The sequence below is a fragment of the Streptomyces griseus subsp. griseus genome (assembly GCF_000720255.1).
GTDB lineage: Bacteria > Actinomycetota > Actinomycetes > Streptomycetales > Streptomycetaceae > Streptomyces > Streptomyces griseus_I.
The window spans coordinates 92,199-107,902 of the sequence record NZ_JOJE01000015.1; the positions used below are offsets into that span (position 1 = coordinate 92,199).

The 15,704-nt window shown below is 71.1% G+C and carries 14 protein-coding genes; 5 read left to right on the forward strand and 9 right to left on the reverse strand.

What is annotated here, in order from left to right:
• Positions 1–9 precede the first annotated feature (9 nt).
• The 3 genes from IG99_RS21415 to IG99_RS21425 are packed head-to-tail and all read right to left on the reverse strand — an operon-like array spanning position 10 to position 2,817.
• Complete coding sequence (locus tag IG99_RS21415; RefSeq protein ID WP_037676365.1) at positions 10–639, reverse strand: GNAT family N-acetyltransferase; 630 nt, start codon at positions 637–639, stop codon at positions 10–12.
• Entirely contained in the window at positions 636–1,880 is a 1,245-nt protein-coding gene (gene aroA, locus IG99_RS21420; RefSeq protein WP_037676367.1) for a 3-phosphoshikimate 1-carboxyvinyltransferase, read from the reverse strand. Before aroA ends, IG99_RS21415 begins: the two co-directional genes overlap by 4 nt.
• 4 nt (positions 1,881–1,884) lie before the next feature.
• On the reverse strand, positions 1,885–2,817 hold the full coding sequence (locus tag IG99_RS21425) for an EamA family transporter (protein ID WP_037676370.1): 933 nt from the start codon (positions 2,815–2,817) through the stop codon (positions 1,885–1,887).
• A gap of 103 nt (positions 2,818–2,920) precedes the next feature.
• Here IG99_RS21425 and IG99_RS21430 point away from each other — a divergent pair, with 103 nt between their 5' ends.
• The 3 genes from IG99_RS21430 to IG99_RS21440 all read left to right on the forward strand — a co-directional run bounded on the left by IG99_RS21430 (position 2,921) and on the right by IG99_RS21440 (position 6,484).
• Positions 2,921–3,844 carry a LysR family transcriptional regulator gene (locus tag IG99_RS21430; protein ID WP_037676373.1) on the forward strand — a complete coding sequence of 308 codons (924 nt, stop codon included), beginning with the start codon at positions 2,921–2,923 and terminating at the stop codon, positions 3,842–3,844.
• Between the two features lie 98 nt (positions 3,845–3,942).
• Positions 3,943–5,736, forward strand: coding sequence for a glycoside hydrolase family 3 protein (locus IG99_RS21435; RefSeq protein ID WP_037676374.1), 1,794 nt, complete (start codon positions 3,943–3,945; stop codon positions 5,734–5,736).
• A gap of 121 nt (positions 5,737–5,857) precedes the next feature.
• On the forward strand, positions 5,858–6,484 hold the full coding sequence (locus IG99_RS21440) for a hypothetical protein (RefSeq protein ID WP_037676376.1): 627 nt from the start codon (positions 5,858–5,860) through the stop codon (positions 6,482–6,484).
• 18 nt (positions 6,485–6,502) lie between these two features.
• Here IG99_RS21440 and IG99_RS21445 read toward each other — a convergent pair whose 3' ends face one another.
• From IG99_RS21445 to IG99_RS21465, 5 genes are all read right to left on the reverse strand, one after another.
• Positions 6,503–7,915 carry a S28 family serine protease gene (locus IG99_RS21445; protein ID WP_037676377.1) on the reverse strand — a complete coding sequence of 471 codons (1,413 nt, stop codon included), beginning with the start codon at positions 7,913–7,915 and terminating at the stop codon, positions 6,503–6,505.
• Between the two features lie 82 nt (positions 7,916–7,997).
• Positions 7,998–8,387 carry a hypothetical protein gene (locus tag IG99_RS21450; protein ID WP_037676378.1) on the reverse strand — a complete coding sequence of 130 codons (390 nt, stop codon included), beginning with the start codon at positions 8,385–8,387 and terminating at the stop codon, positions 7,998–8,000.
• 326 nt (positions 8,388–8,713) lie between these two features.
• Positions 8,714–12,418, reverse strand: coding sequence for an ABC transporter ATP-binding protein (locus tag IG99_RS21455; RefSeq protein WP_037676379.1), 3,705 nt, complete (start codon positions 12,416–12,418; stop codon positions 8,714–8,716).
• Between the two features lie 140 nt (positions 12,419–12,558).
• On the reverse strand, positions 12,559–13,581 hold the full coding sequence (locus IG99_RS21460; RefSeq protein ID WP_037676380.1) for an esterase-like activity of phytase family protein: 1,023 nt from the start codon (positions 13,579–13,581) through the stop codon (positions 12,559–12,561).
• A gap of 53 nt (positions 13,582–13,634) precedes the next feature.
• The gene (locus IG99_RS21465; protein ID WP_037676384.1) at positions 13,635–14,561 is read right to left on the reverse strand and encodes a serine hydrolase; all 927 of its coding nucleotides are present in this window, start codon (positions 14,559–14,561) and stop codon (positions 13,635–13,637) included.
• A 97-nt stretch (positions 14,562–14,658) separates the two neighbouring features.
• Here IG99_RS21465 and IG99_RS21470 point away from each other — a divergent pair, with 97 nt between their 5' ends.
• Positions 14,659–14,916, forward strand: coding sequence for a hypothetical protein (locus IG99_RS21470; RefSeq protein ID WP_037676385.1), 258 nt, complete (start codon positions 14,659–14,661; stop codon positions 14,914–14,916).
• Here IG99_RS21470 and coaD read toward each other — a convergent pair.
• Positions 14,880–15,395, reverse strand: coding sequence for a pantetheine-phosphate adenylyltransferase (coaD, locus tag IG99_RS21475; RefSeq protein WP_234311913.1), 516 nt, complete (start codon positions 15,393–15,395; stop codon positions 14,880–14,882). The genes IG99_RS21470 and coaD overlap by 37 nt on opposite strands.
• On the opposite strand from coaD, the gene IG99_RS21480 reads away from it, so the two are divergent.
• On the forward strand, positions 15,394–15,615 hold the full coding sequence (locus tag IG99_RS21480; protein WP_037676386.1) for a DUF397 domain-containing protein: 222 nt from the start codon (positions 15,394–15,396) through the stop codon (positions 15,613–15,615). The two genes, coaD and IG99_RS21480, sit on opposite strands and share 2 nt — an antisense overlap.
• Positions 15,616–15,704 lie beyond the last annotated feature (89 nt).

Consider the following 15,704-nt stretch of genomic DNA (forward strand, 5'->3'; position numbering starts at 1 on the left):
CGCCTCGCCTCACCCCCGCGACCGGAACCGGGCCACCCGCTCCTCCAACCGCCCCCGGCACTCCGGCCAGTCGTCCGCCGTGATCGAGAAGATCGCGGAGTCACGCAGGCGGCCCTCCTCGCCCGGTGCCCACGAGCGGGACCAGTTGCGCAGGACGCCCTCGAAGCGGGCGCCCACGCTCTGGATGGCGGCGCGGGAGCGGGCGTTGCGGGCGTCCGTCTTGAGGTCCACCCGGAACACGTTCAGTTCCTCGAAGGCGTGCCGGAAGAGCAGCAGCTTGGCCTCGGCGTTCACGCCGGTGCCCTGGGCCGACGCGCCGAGCCAGGTGAACCCGACCTCGACGGCGTCCAGTCGGTCCTCGTCCAGCCAGGAGCGCGGCTCCCAGTACGACGTCGCGCCCACCGCCTTCCCCGTGGCGACGGACACCTGGGCGTACGGCGCGAGCCGGCCGGTCGCCGCGCGGGCGAGCTGGGCGTCGACGTAGGCGCCGAGCTCGTGGGCCCTGGGCACCCACGTGTACGCGTAGGTCCCCCGGTTCTCCTCCGCCGCCACCGCCAGATCGGCCGTGTGCCGGTGTTCGAGCGGCTCCAGACGCACCAGCGCGCCCTCGAGAAGCGGGCCCTCCAGCTTGTAGCTCATGTCCCCAACACCTGCCGCAGTCCTTCGAACACCTGGTGGAAGTCCGGGAAAGTCTTCCGTACGCACCCCGGGTCGTCGAACGAGATTCCCGGCACCCGAAGTCCCGTGACCGCGAAGGACATCACGATGCGGTGGTCGCCGTAGGACTTGATCTCCGCCCCCGCGACGGGAGCCCCCGCTCCCGGCCTGATCTCGATCCAGTCCGGCCCCGTCGCCACCTCCACTCCCAGGCGCCGCAGGTTCTCCGCGCAGGCCTCCAGGCGGTCGCACTCCTTCACGCGGGTGTTCGCCACGTCCTCGATCCGCACCGGGCCGGAGGCGAAGGGGGCGATCGCCGCCAGCGTGGGCATCGTGTCGGAGATGTCCCGCATGTTGACCGTGAGGCCACGCAACTCGCCCGTGCCCGCCACCGTCGTGCCGTCCGGCCGCACCGACACCCGCGCGCCCATCCGCCGCAGGACGTCCACGAAGCCCAGGTCGCCCTGCAGGGCGCCCTCGCCCAGCCCGGGGACCGTCACCTCGCCGCCCGTGACGGCCGCCGCGGCGAAGAAGTAGCTCGCGGTGGAGGCGTCCGGTTCGATGGGGTAGGTCGTGGCGCGGTAGCCGGTCGGCGGGACGACGAAGGTGTTGCCCTCGCGGGTCACCTCCGCCCCGAACGCCCGCATCATCGCGATCGTGATCTCGACGTACGGCGCCGAGACCAGGTCCGTGACCTCGATCCGCAGGCCTTCGCGGGTCAGCGGGCCGAGCAGGAGCAGGGCCGTGAGGTACTGCGAGGACTGGCCCGCGTCGAGCGTCACCTTCCCGCCTTCGACCCCGGCGGCCCGGACCGTCAGCGGATGGTGGCCCTCCGCCTCCTCGTGCCGCAGGTCCACGCCCAGGTCGCGCAGGGCGCGGGTGAGGGGAAGCAGGGGGCGGCGGCGCATCTGGGCTGAGGCGTCGAAGCGGTAGGTGCCGTGACCGGCGGCGGCCAGGGTGGGGAGGAAGCGGGCCGTGGTGGCGCCGTCGCGGCAGTACACGTCGGCCTCCGGCACCGCGGGCCCCTGCGGGCGGCCGTCCACCTGCCAGGCGTCCGGGGTACGGCCGACCCGGTGGCCCAGCCGTACGAGGCCCTCGGCGAAGCCCTCGGTGTCGTCGGAGCGCAGTGGCCGTACGAGGGTGGTGACGCCGTCGGCCGCGGCCGCCAGGAACAGGGCTCGGGCCGTGATGGACTTGGAACCGGGGATGTCGACGAGGGCCATGCCCTCATGATCGCTCCACGGCCCCCTCCGGCGCGGCGGAGTCCACGGAATGAGCGACAGCCGGCCGAAGCCCCTCGGGTCGCGCCGTCCGCGTCCACGACGTCAGCGCCACCCCGCCCACCAGCAGCGCCGCGGCGCACCACCGAAGCGGGCTCACCGACTCGCCCAGGAACAGCGCCGCCGACGACATCCCGAAGACCGGGACGAGGAGGGAGAAGGGGGCGACCGTGGACGCGGGGTGGCGGCGCAGCAGCCGGCCCCAGGCGCCGAAGCCGAAGACCGTCGTGACCCAGGCGACGTAGACCACGGTGCCCGCGCCCTGCCAGTCGAGGTTCCGCAGGGCCTGAAGGTCCCTCGCCGGGCCCTCGGTCAGCAGGGACAGGGCCAGGAGCGGGAGTACGGGGACCGTGCTCACCCACACCATGAAGTTCAGCGCGTCCGGTGGGGCCGCCTTGCGGATGAGGACGTTCGAAGCGCCCCAGCAGGCGGCCGCGGCGATGACGAGGGCGAAGGCGCCGAGGGGGCCCGAGGTGCCCTCGTCTACGGCGGCGACGGCTATGCCGGTGAGGGCGAGCAGCATCCCCAGCAGACGTACGCCCTGGAAGCGCTCGCCCAGCAGCGCCGCCGCGAACACCGCCGTGAACACCGCCTGGATCTGCAGCACCAGCGACGACAGGCCCGCCGGCATCCCCGCGTCCATCCCCACGAACAGCAGCCCGAACTTCGCCACGCCCAGGACCAGGCCCACCGCCACGATCCACTTCCACGCCACCTTCGGGCGGCCCACGAGGAACACGGCGGGCAGGGCCGCGACCAGGAAGCGCAGGGCGGAGAAGAGGAGGGGCGGGAAGTGGTCGAGGCCGATCTCGATGACGGTGAAGTTGGCGCCCCAGACGGCGGCGACGAGGACGGCGAGAGTGAGGTGCGCGGGTCGCATGCGTCGAGGATCACGCCCACGGACCGTGAAGCACCAGCGATGATTGCTGCACGAATGGATGAAGCATCACTACTCATCGGCATCGCTGATCCCAAGGAGCCCCATGCTCGACCTCCAGCGCCTGCGCGCCCTGCACGCCGTCTCCGTCCACGGCACCGTCGGGGCCGCGGCCGCCGCGCTCGGCTATACGCCGTCGGCGGTGTCGCAGCAGATCGCCAAGCTGGAGCGGGAGACCAGGACCGTGCTCCTCGAACGGGAGGGTCGCGGCGTGCGCCTCACCGATGAGGCCCATCAACTGGCCGCCACCGCACATCAGTTGATGACGATCGTGGAGCGCGCGGAGACCGAGCTGGAGGAGCGGCGCGGGGTGCCCGCCGGGCGGCTGAGCGTGGCCGCGTTCGCGTCGGCGGCGCGGGGGCTGATGCCGGGCGTACTGGCGGACCTGGCGCGGCGCCATCCCGCCCTGGACACCCGGCTCACCGAGGTCGACCCGCATCTGTCCGTCGACCTGGTCGCCAAGGGGGCGGTCGACCTGGCCGTGGCGCACGACTGGGACATCGCACCGCTGCCCGCCCCGGCGGGCGTGGAGCAGGCGGTGATCGGAAACGACCTGTGCGATCTGCTGGTCCCGGCGGGGCACCCCTTCGCGGGGCGTACGGCGGTGCGGCGGGAGGAGTTGGGCGGCGAGCGCTGGATCTGCCAGCCGCCGGGGCGGGTGTGTCACGACTGGCTGCTGCGCACCCTGCGCGCGGCCGGGCACGAGCCGGACCTCGTCCACCAGGCCGACGAGAACCCGACGCTGGTCGCGCTCGTCGCGGCGGGACTGGGGGTCGCCCTGATTCCCCGCCTGGGGCGGGGCCCGCTGCCCGAGGGGGTGGCGGAGGTGCCGCTCGACCCCATGCCCGTACGACGCCTGTACGCACTGTGGCGGACGGGCGCGGCGCGCCGCCCGGCGATCGCGGAGACGGTACGGGCACTCCAGGAGCACTGGCCGAAGGTGTCGGCACACGTCCCCCGCACCCCTTGAGCCTGTCCCTGCGCGCTCCCTTGACCGGTAGAAACTTCCCGGATATTGCTGACTACTCGGCAGTTTCCTTCAGTGGATGCCCTCCGGAAGGAGCACACGTGCCCTCCAGACGAACCGTTCTCGCCGCCTCCGCGGGTGTCACCGCGGGTCTGACGGTCGGCAGCACCGCGTACGCCGCCCGCCCCGACGACGACAAGCTCCGCGCCCTGATCTCCCGGATGACGCTCGAGGAGAAGGTCGGCCAGCTCTTCGTCACGCGTGTGTACGGCCACTCGGCGACCGCGCCCGACCAGGCGGACGTCGACGCCAATCTCAGGGAGCTCGGCGTCCGCAGCGCCGCCGAGCTGATCGCGAAGTACCACGTGGGCGGGGTCATCTACTTCATCTGGGCGCACAACACCCGGGACCCGCACCAGATCGCGGACCTGTCCAACGGCATCCAGCGGGCGTCCCTGGCGCGGCCGCGCGGGCTGCCCGTGCTGGTCTCCACCGACCAGGAGCACGGGATCGTGTGCCGGGTGGGCAGGCCGGCCACGCTCTTCCCGGGGGCGATGGCGGTCGGGGCGGGCGGGTCGACGGCCGACGCACGGGCTCTCGGACGGATCGCGGGCGAGGAGTTGCGCGCGATCGGCATCCGCCAGGACTACTCCCCCGTGGCCGACGTGAACGTGAACCCGGCCAACCCGGTCATCGGGGTACGGTCCTTCGGCGCCGACCCGGACGCGGTGGCCCGCCTGGTCGCGGCGGAGGTGAGGGGCTATCAGGAGTCGGGGGTCGCGGCGACGGCCAAGCACTTCCCCGGGCACGGCGACACGGCGGTGGACAGTCACTACGGCTTCCCGGTCATCACGCACACCCGTGAGGTGTGGGAGAGGCTGGACGCGGTGCCGTTCCGGGCGGCGATCGCGGCGGGCATCGACTCGATCATGACCGCGCACATCCTGGTCCCGGCCCTTGACGACTCCGGCGACCCGGCCACCCTGTCCCGCCCGATCCTGACCGGCATCCTGCGCGAGCGGCTCGGCTACGACGGGGTGGTGGTGACCGACGCGCTCGACATGGCGGGCGTCCGGACGAAGTACGGCGACGACCGGGTGCCGGTGCTGGCGCTCAAGGCGGGCGTGGACCAGCTCCTCAACCCGCCCGAGCTGGACGTGGCGTGGAACGCGGTGTTGAAGGCCGTACAGGACGGCGAGCTGACGGAGGCGCGGCTCGACGTGTCGATTCTGCGGATCCTGCGGCTGAAGACCAGGCTCGGCCTGTTCGAGCGGCCGTACGTCAGCCAGTCCGGTGTCGAGCGCGCGGTCGGGGTCCGCGGCCATCTCGCGACGGCCGACCGGATCGCCGAGCGGACGACGACCCTGCTGGTCAACGAGGGTTCGCTGCTGCCGCTGTCGCGCCGTGCACACCGCAGGATCCTGGTCGTGGGCGCCGACCCGGCCTCGCCCTCGGGCACCACGGGACCGCCGACGGGAGTCCTCGCGACCGCCCTCACCGAGCTCGGCTTCACGGCGACGGCCCTGTCCACGGGCACGGCCCCCGCCCCGGAGACCATCGACCGGGCGGTGTGGGCGGCCGCCGACGCGGACGCGGTGGTGGTGGGGACGTACAACGTCTCGGCGAGCAGCTCCCAGCGGACGCTGGTGGAGCGGTTACTGGCGACGGGGAAGCCGGTGGTGGCGGTCGCGGTCCGCAATCCGTACGACGTGGCCCAACTGCCCTCCGTCAAGGCCTGCTTGGCGACCTACTCCTGGACCGACGTCGAACTGCGCGCGGCGGCACGCGTGATCGCCGGGCGGGTCGCTCCCCGGGGGCGGCTGCCGGTGCCGGTGCAGCGGGCGGACGCCCCGGCACGGGTGCTGTACCCCCTCGGGTACGGGCTGTCGTATTAGACGTATCCGGACGTACGCCTCGTGACAGACGTACGATCCGCAACGGGCGCAAAGCGCCCCGGACCGCTGGCGTGCGCCCACCTCCGCGGGCCACGCTGGTCGGGGGTCTGGGGGGATGGCGATGCGCGAGAGACGGAGCGTCGGTGCGGTGTGCGCGCTGACCGCGCTGGTCGCCGTCCTGCTGACCGGCTGTCAGGAGGTCGCGCCGCCGCAGGAGGGCGAACTCGGTGAGCGGGCGGCCGCCACGGCCACCCCGTCCGGCTACGGTTCCGTCTTCCTCGGCGTCGACGAGTGCAGTTCCTTCGGCACGGCCTTCACCGAGGTGCCCTGCGCCGGGGAGCGGGCGGCGGCCCGTGTGGTCGCCCGGCACGACGGCACCGTGGGCGACGGCCCGGCCTGCCCCGCGACCACCGACTTCGTCCTGCACATCAGCGAACAGTCCACCGCCTCCGACGAGGACGGCGACGGAGCGGTCCCCCGGGGCTACGCCTGCATGCGCAAGCTGGCGACCCCGCACCCGGGCGACCCGGGAGGCGGAGGCGGCCCCCGCACCATCGTCGGCGACTGCGTCTACGGCCTCGGCGACGGCCGGGTGCGGGAGACCGCCTGCGGCGGCGAGGGCGGGCACACCCCGGAGTACGAGGTGACGAAGGCCGTGGACACCCGTGCGAAGTGCCCGGTGTCCACGGCCCTGTACGTGCAACTCGGCGGCGTGGAGAAGCCGGTGGGCTGCGCCCGGCGACTGTGAGCTCTCCCGCCTACCGGGCTACGGACGCAGCGCGGGCTCCCGCTCCACGTCGCGTACGTCCAGCTTCGCGTCGAACTTCGCCAGCGGCTTCGCCTTCGCCACCGCGGTGGCGGAGACGCCTGCCCAGTCCAGGATGCGGGACGTGGCGAGGGCCTTCTGGTCGGGGACCAGGCCGGCCACGTTGGCGCCGTGGTTCAGGCCGGGGGCGGTGAAGACGTAGGAGTCCTTGGCGCCCCTGCCGAGGTGGAAGGGCTCCGCTCCCCACGGGTCGTTCTGGCCGTAGACGAAGAGCATGTGGCGGGCGTTGTTCTTGACCCAGGTGTCGACGTCACGCATGACCCACGGCTGGAACTTCATCGGGATGGAGCGGGGGACGAAGTTGCGGGGCGGCTGGTAGCCGTAGCGGATGTACTCCTTCTCGATGTGCGGGAAGCGGATGGTGGGGGCGCCGAGTTGGGTGCCCGCCTGGTAGTAGTACGGGGTGTACGTCTCCAGGCCCTGGTCGGCGTAGGCGGAGAAGCCGGAGATCGTGTCCACCGAGGTCCAGATCTCGTCGTCGGTCGCGGTCTTGGCGTTCGCCGGGACGGTGTCGCAGTCGGAGAGCAGGCTGTACTGCCAGAATCCCCAGACGTAGTCGAGGACGACGGCCTCGTAGGCCCGGTCCAGGCTGCCGATGGTCGTGAACGTGTAGCCGTTCTCGGCCGCGTACGCCTCGTACTTCTTCTCCAGCGGCGCACGGCGCACCAGTGCCTCGCGCTGCACCGCGTTCAGGCGGTCGCGGCACTCCTTGGTGCCGACGGTGGCGAAGAACCGGTCGTAGGCCGAGTCCTCGTTGTTCACCACGTCGTTGGGGGCGACGTACGCGACGACGCCGTCCATGTCCTTGGGGTAGAAGCGCTCGTAGTAGGTGGCCGTCATGCCGCCCTTGGAGCCGCCCGTGGAGATCCAGTTCTTGGAGTAGATCTTCTTCAGTGCCTTGAAGATGCGGTGCTGGTCGCTGGCCGCCTGCCAGATGTCCAGCTTGGACCAGTCGGCCGGGTCGGGGCGCGACGGGTTGAAGAAGCGGTACTCCATGGAGACCTGGTTGCCGTCCACGATCTGGGTCGGCTCGCGGCGGCTCGGGGTCGTGGAGACGTTGTAGCCGCCGGTGTAGAAGACCGTGGGGCGGCTGACGTCCTTGTGCAGCACGGTGATGCGCTGCTGGAACGTGCCCTTGGACGGGTGCCGGTGGTCGACCGGCTGTGTGTAGTTCAGGACGAAGTAGCGGTAGCCGGTGTAGGGCTTCTCCTGGATCAGACTCATGCCCGGTATCGCGAGCAGCTGGTCCTTGATGTCCGTGGCCTCCGGCTCGGCGGCGGTGGCCGCTCCTGCCGTGCTCAACGTGCCTATGAGCACCGTGAGCGCCAGCAGCCATCTGAGCGCCTTGCGCATGCACCCTCCCTGTGAAACAGATATGCGCCGGAAGTTATCGGCTCAACTCTGTTCACACCAGGGGAGGTTGGGAATCAGGAGGTCAGAAACGGGTCCAGCCGGTGCTCTTGGAGTCCCGGCCGACCCTGCCGCTGATCAGCACGGGCTGGTGTCCCACGTGCACCGTGACCGGTCCCGCCCGGTACGCGTACAGCCCCGTGTCCTCCACCGCGTGGAGCCCGCGCGCGTGCACACTGACCGTCATCCGGCGGTGGGTGCCGGGGTCCTTGGGGACCGTGATGGCGCAGAGGTAGCCGCCCTGCTTGTAGATCTTGACCGAGCCGGTGGAGAAGGTGAGCGTCCTGACCTTGCGGCCCTCGCACTGCGTGGGCGCGGCGTGGGCGGTCGCCGGCGACGCCAGGGCGAGGATGGCGGAGGCGGTGAAGACGGACGTGCCGAGCGCCAGCCATCGCCGTATCGCACCACTGTCCACAGTCCGCGCCCCTTCCGTCCCCCGCCATTGCCGTACAGATGTACGGACGCAGCACGCACGTCGGATGGTTGCGCGGTCGCCCCATCAGGCCCCCACAGACACGTCCTCCCCCACGAACGTCCGCCACAACAGGGCATACCGCCCCTCCAACGCCAGCAACTCCTCGTGCGTGCCGTCCTCCACCACCTTGCCGTGGGCCGAACCCCCCGACGTCGCCCTCGCGACGCTCGGCCCTGGCGGGCCTCCCGGCTTCGGGACGACCGGCCGGACTCCGTCCGGCACCAGACGTGGCCGCACAACGACACCCCCCGGACACCACCGTCCCATCAAGCCACCACAGACACGTCCTCCCCCACGAACGTCCGCCACAACAGGGCATACCGCCCCTCCAACGCCAGCAACTCCTCGTGCGTGCCGTCCTCCACGACCTTGCCGTGATCCATCACGACGACGCGGTCCGCGCGGGCGGCGGTGGTCAGGCGGTGGGCCACGACGAGGGTGGTGCGGCGGCCCGCGAGGCGGTCGGTGGCCTGGTTGACCTGGGCCTCCGTGGCGAGATCGAGGGCGGCGGTGGCCTCGTCGAGGAGGAGGACATCGGGGTCGACCAGCTCCGCGCGGGCGAGGGCGATGAGCTGGCGCTGGCCGGCGGAGAGGTTGCGGCCGCGCTCCGCGACCTCGTGGAGGTAGCCGCCCTCCAGCGTGGCGATCATCTCGTGCGCGCCGACCGCCCGAGCCGCCGCCTCCACCTCGGCGTCGGTGGCGTCGGGACGGCCGTAGGCGATGGCGTCGCGGACGGTGCCCTGGAAGAGGTACGCCTCCTGCGGGACGACACCCAGGCGGTGGCGGTACGACGTGAGGTCGAGGGCGCGCAGATCCGTGCCGTCGGCGGTGACGCGGCCCGAGGTGGGGTCGTAGAACCGGGCCACCAGCTTGACCAGGGTGGACTTGCCGGCGCCGGTCTCGCCGACGAAGGCGACGGTCTGACCGGCGGGGATGCGCAGGTCGATGCCGGTGAGGGCCTCCTCCTCGTCGCCGTACGCGAAGTACACGTCCTCGAAGGCGATCTCGCCGCGCAGGGAGAGGACCTCCAGGGGCTCGTCGGCCGACTTCGTGGACGTCGGCTCCTGGAGCAGTTCCTGGATGCGGCCCAACGACACCGTCGCCTGCTGGTAGCCGTCGAAGACCTGCGAGAGCTGCTGGACGGGCGCGAAGAACAGGTCGATGTACAGCAGGTACGCCACCAGCGCGCCGGTCGTCAGCGTGGCCGCGTCGATCCGGCCCGCGCCCGCGATCAGCACGGCGGCCGCGGCGACCGACGACAGCAGCTGGACGAAGGGGAAGTAGATGGAGATCAGCCACTGGCCCCGGATACGCGCCTGCCGGTAGCTGTCGCTGCGCTCGGCGAACCTGCGCCCGCCGTCGAGCTCACGCCGGAACGCCTGCACGATCCGCAGCCCGGACACCGACTCCTGGAGGTCGGCGTTGACGACGGACACCCGCTCGCGGGCCAGTTCGTACGCCTTCACGCTCGCCCGGCGGAAGAAATACGTGGCGATGATCAGCGGGGGCAGAGTGGCGAAGACGACGAGGGCGAGCTGTACGTCGAGCACCAGCAGGGCGACCATGATGCCGAAGAAGGTGACGACCGAGACGAACGCGGTGACCAGGCCGGTCTGGAGGAAGGTGGAGAGGGCGTCGACGTCCGTCGTCATCCTCGTCATGATCCGGCCGGTCAGCTCCCGCTCGTAGTAGTCGAGGCCCAGCCGCTGGAGCTGGGAGAAGATCTTCAGGCGGAGCGCGTACAGGACACGCTCACCGGTGCGTCCCGTCATCCGGGTCTCACCGACCTGCGCCGCCCACTGCACGAGCACGGTGACCAGGCCGAGCAGCGACGCCGCCCAGACCGCGCCGAGCGCGACCTGCGTGACGCCCTGGTCGATGCCGTGCCGGATCAGGATCGGCAGCAGCAGGCCCATGCCGGCGTCCGAGGCGACGAGGGCGAGGCTGACCAGGAGCGGGAGTCCGAAGCCCCGCAGCAGCCTGCGCAGGCCGTAGGACTCCTCCGGGGTGACCGCGCCGGCCTCGTCGATGTCCGGGGTGTCCGTGGCCGGGGGCAGCGCGTCGACCTTCGCGAGGAGCTCGGGGGTGGCCGGTGTCCCGGCGAGCGCGAGGTCCTTGGGCTCGCGGTCCCCCGTCCACAGCCGGGGCGTCACCCCGCGCTCCGCGTCGAACTCGGCGTCCAGCTCGTCCCGTACGGAGGTGTCCTCCTGGGGCGCGGCGGGCAGGGCGTGGCCCGGCGAGACGCCGCCCAGCTCGTCGGGGTCGGTGAGCAGGCGCCGGTAGAGGGCGGAGCGTTCCTGGAGCTCTTCGTGGGTGCCGATGTCGGCGAGGCGGCCGGCGTCGAGGACGGCGATGCGGTCGGCCAGGTTGAGGGTGGAGCGGCGGTGGGCGATCAGGAGGGTCGTGCGGCCCTCCATGACGCGCGTGAGAGCCTCGTGGATCTCGTGCTCCACGCGGGCGTCCACGGCGGAGGTGGCGTCGTCCAGGACGAGCAGGCGGGGGTCGGTGAGCAGGGCGCGGGCGAGGGCGACGCGCTGGCGCTGGCCGCCGGAGAGGGTGAGGCCGTGCTCACCGACCGTGGTGGCGTAGCCGTCGGGCAGCTCCGCGATGAAACGGTCCGCCTGGGCGGCGCGGGCGGCGGCCTCGATCTGCTCGTCGGTCGCGTCGGGGCGGCCATAGGCGATATTGGCGCGGACGGTGTCGGAGAAGAGGAAGGAGTCCTCGGGGACCAGCCCGATCGCGGCCCGCAGCGAGTCCAGGGTGAGCTCGCGGACGTCGTGGCCGCCGATCAGGACGGCGCCGCGTGTCACGTCGTAGAAGCGCGGAAGCAGGAGGGAGACGGTGGACTTGCCGGAGCCGGAGGAGCCGACGACGGCGAGGGTCTCGCCGGGGCGGATCTGGAAGCTGAGCCCGTCGAGGACGGGGTGCTCGGGGTCGTAGCCGAAGGACACGTCGTCGAACTCGACGGTCGCGGGCGCGTCGGCGGGCAGTTCCTTCGTGCCCTCCTCGATCGACGGCTCGGTGTCGATCAGCTCCAGGACGCGCTCGGTGCCCGCGCGGGCCTGCTGTCCGACGGTGAGGACCATGGCGAGCATGCGGACCGGGCCGACGAGCTGCGCGAGGTAGGTGGAGAAGGCGACGAACGTACCGAGGGTGATGTGCCCGCGCACGGCGAGCCAGCCGCCGAGGGCGAGCATCGCGACCTGGCCGAGGGCGGGCACGGCCTGGAGGGCGGGGGTGTACCTGGAGTTCAGCCGGATGGTGCGCAGCCGCCCGGCGAAGAGGCGCCGGCCGACCTCCCTGAGCTTGCCGTTCTCCTGCTCCTCCTGCCCGAAGCCCTTCACCACCCGTACGCCGGAGACGGCGCCGTCGACCACGCCCGCGACGGCGGCGGCCTGGGCCTGGGCGTACCAGGTGGCCGGGTGGAGCTTGGTGCGGCTGCGTTTGGCGATCCACCACAGGGCGGGGGCGACCGCGACGGCCACCAGCGTGAGGGGCAGGGACAGCCAGGCCATCACCACGAGGGAGATCAGGAAGAGGGCGAAGTTCCCGATGGTCATCGGGAGCATGAAGAGCAGGCCCTGGATGAGCTGGAGGTCGCTGGTGGCGCGGCCCACGACCTGGCCGGTGGACAGCTCGTCCTGGCGCCGGCCGTCGAGGCGGGTGATCGTCGCGAACATCGCGGTGCGCAGATCGTGCTGGACGTCGAGGGCGAGGCGGCCGCCGTAGTACCGGCGGATGTAGGTGAGGGCATAGACGAGGAGTGCGGCGCCGATCAGGGCGCCCGCCCAGGGGGCCATGTCACGGGTGTGGTCACCGATGACGTCGTCGATGATGACCTTGGTGATCAGCGGGACGACGGCCATGACGGCCATGCCGCCCAGTGATGAGCCGAGGGCCAGGACGACGTCCTTCGGGTAACGCCAGGCGTACCCGGCCAGTCTCCGCGCCCATCCCGGCTGCGCTGCCACGTCGGTGCCCTCCGATTTTTCGACCTGGTGTTCCGGAAGGCACCAACGCGGCCCGGAGCGGATTTCATCCCTCCGCAACAATCGGAGACGGTTCGAGCACTGGTTCAGGTACTGGTTCGGATACTGGTCCAGGCACTGATTCAGACACGTACGCGCAGGAAGCAGAACCGTGTCGTCTGCGTCGCGTTCTGGTTGTCGTCGCTGACCAGCAGCACCCTCAGGCGGCCCTCGCTGCGGCCTGTGATCACCATCCCCTCGATGTTGTCGAGGAGGGGATTCGGCTGGGGCTGCTTCGCCGTGGCGCCCAGGGTCGGGCAGTCGGCGATGTCGGCCAGCAGGGTCTTCCTGACCAGACGTACGCCGTCCTGGCCGGTGAGGTTCTCGATGCCGCTCGTGTCCGTGGCATGGCGGGGGTCCGCCAGGTAGAGGCGGACCGTGTTGCCGACGCCCACAGTGAAGCCCCGCTCCAGGACGAGCAGGCGGCCGTCGCGGGTCGCCTGGACCTCCGGGACACCGAGGCCCGCGTCGGCGCGGTAGGCGTACTGCGGGCCGAGCCGGAAGTGGCCGCCGTACGTCCGCTGCCAGGTCTGGAAGCGGACGAGGCCGGCGGTGTCACCGCTGAGCGCGTACTCCATCGAGGCGAGCAGGGTGCGGCCGCCGGGCAGCAGGGTCAAACCCTCGAAGGTGCCGTTGGACTGGGCGCGGCCGGCCGGGGCGACGCGGAGGGCGTCCGGTACGGGGAGGCGGTCGAGGATCCGGCCGTCGCGGGAGTAGCGGCGGATCGAGGGCTCCGTCTCGGAGGTGATCAGCCGGGTGCCGTCCCGGTCGACGACCAGGCCCTCGGAATCGAGGGCGGTGCCGTTCTCGTCGGCGAGGGGGAGGGCGGAGCGCGGGGCGAGGGTTCTCGCGTCCAGGTCGAACAGGGCGGAGCGGTCGGAGAGGGCCGCGAGCGAGCCGTTCCGGTCGAGGGCGAGGGCGGAGAGGTTGCCGACGAAGGTGCCGTCGTACGTCGTCTTGTCGAGCGCGTCGGAGAAGCGGTCGATGGAGACGGAGGGGGAACAGGTGTGGTCGCCCGGGGCGGCGGCGGCCGGCCCGGCGGCAGAGAGGCACGTGGCCGCCGCCAGGCCGGCGGTGAGGGTGGCGAGTACGGTTCGCAGGCGCATGGGCGTCACCGTAGGACGGTCCGGTGACCGGCGGGAGACCGCCTGGTGAAGCGTCAGCCCTGTTCCGGAACCGCCACGAACGCCTCGCGGGGCGTGCTGGTCGGGGTGTAGCGCGTAGCGCTGGACGTGGTCGGCACCAGGTCCTTGTGGATGGCCTTGGCGACGTTCTGGATGGTGGTGACGCCGTAGTCCATGGTGCTGTTGTCCTGAGTCAGCACGCTGATCATGTAGTCGTGGCCGGCGCCGTTGAAGGTGCCGAGGCTGTGCACCCGCCAGCCGTGCGTGGCGCGCTGCAGCCAGCCGTTCTTGACGTGCACGGCGACGGTGGACGGCGCCCCGGCGGGCGTGCCCCAGCGCTGGGACGAGACGACCTGGCCCATCAGCTTCAGGATGTAAGCGCGGGAATTGTCGCTGAGGACGGTGTTCTTGGCGGTGATGAGCTTGAGCAGCTTCTGCTCGTCGTTGACGGTGATCTGGGTCAGGCCCCAGTAGCCGTCGGCGCCCGGCTTGGTCTGGGTCATCCCGGCAGCGGTGAGGAAGCCCTTGATCTTCGTCAGGCCCAACTGCCGCCACAGGGTGGAGGTCGAGTCGTTGTCCGACTGGGTGATCATGGCCTTGGCGAGGGTGGTCTCACGGTCGGTGAGGTAGCGGTTGTGCTTCTTCGCGTCCCACAACAGCGTGGCCAGGACGGTGACCTTGACGGTGCTGGCCGAGTCGTAGGCGGTGGTGGCGCGCAGGGTGCAGGTGGTGTTGGTCGTACGGTCGTACAGGCCCACGGCGACGGTGCCCCGGCGGCCCGCGAGCGCCGCGGTGATGTCCGTCTTCAGCTTGGCGGCGAGGCCGGCCTTCGCGGACGTACAGGCGACGGTGGGTGTGGGGGCGGCGGTGGCGGGCGCGGCGACCGCCACGCAGGATATGAACGCTCCGGCGGTGAGCGCGGTGCCGATGAGGCGGGTGCGGTGAGGGCTACGGCGAGTCATGCGGGTTTGACTCGCCCAAGTGACCGAAAGTTGTACGGCTGTTCGCAATGCAGGTAATCGTCTTGCTGCGGTTGCCCGGTCCGGCGATGCTGGGCTGATGCCAGGGCAACGCGAGAGGAAACGGCAGCGCCACGACGAGTGGCAGCGGGCCGCCGCTCGCTTCGTCCCTGAAGCGGGTCACTGGGAAGTGCTCTTCGAGACCCAGGACGAGTCGGAATGGCGTGCCCACATACGCCGTCTGCGAGCGTCGGACCAGCGGATCGACTGGACGGCGGTGCGGCTGGACACCCTCTGCGGACGCCTCACGCAGCCGACGACCTACCGGCTGAGCCGCTTCGTGCCGGGTCCCGCCTGAGTGAGCGTTTCGCCCGCCGCGGCATCATTCGCAACACGGTCCTGTCGACTCATCTCGGTGACGAGGGTGGAGGAGATGTGGGTCAGGGCGGGGTCTGCAGCGATGAAGAACGTTTCGACTCCGGCCAGTTCGCGGTTCATGCGGGCCATCGGCATTTCGTAGTCCAAGTCGCGAACGCCGCGGACTCCGCGGACAACGACGTCGATTCCGACACGGCGGCAGTAGTCGACCAGCAGGCCGCCGGTGTGGGAGTCGACCGTGACGTTGCTCAGGTCAGTCGCTGCCGCGCGGAGCCGGTCCAGCCGTTCGGTGATGGAGAAGCGGCCGGTCTTGCTCGAATTGAACATCACGCAGACGACGACCTCGTCGAACAGGAGGGCGGCGCGGCGGAGAACGTCCTGGTGCCCTTGAGTGACCGGGTCGAAGGATCCTGGGAACAGAGCGCGCATGATCGGAAAGAATATGACTACGAGCACCATGAATGACCGAACATTGGCGAACTCGTCCGCAATGAGCGGCTGGAGGAAGTCGTCCTACAGCGGCCCCGAAGCCGGCAGCTGTGTCGAAGTCCTCGACGGGCACCCATCGGGCGTCCCCGTCCGAGATTCCAAGATCCAGGGCGGGCCCGCGCTGGTCTTCGAGTCGACCAGCTGGTCATCGTTCGTCTCAGCCGTCAAGGTCGGAAGCGTCTCCATCTGAACCTGCGCAACCCCGACCGAGGAGCTTGTGCCGATTCACAGGCACCGGCCAGGTACGGCACAGCGCTCACCCACCCCGGCCGTTCAGGA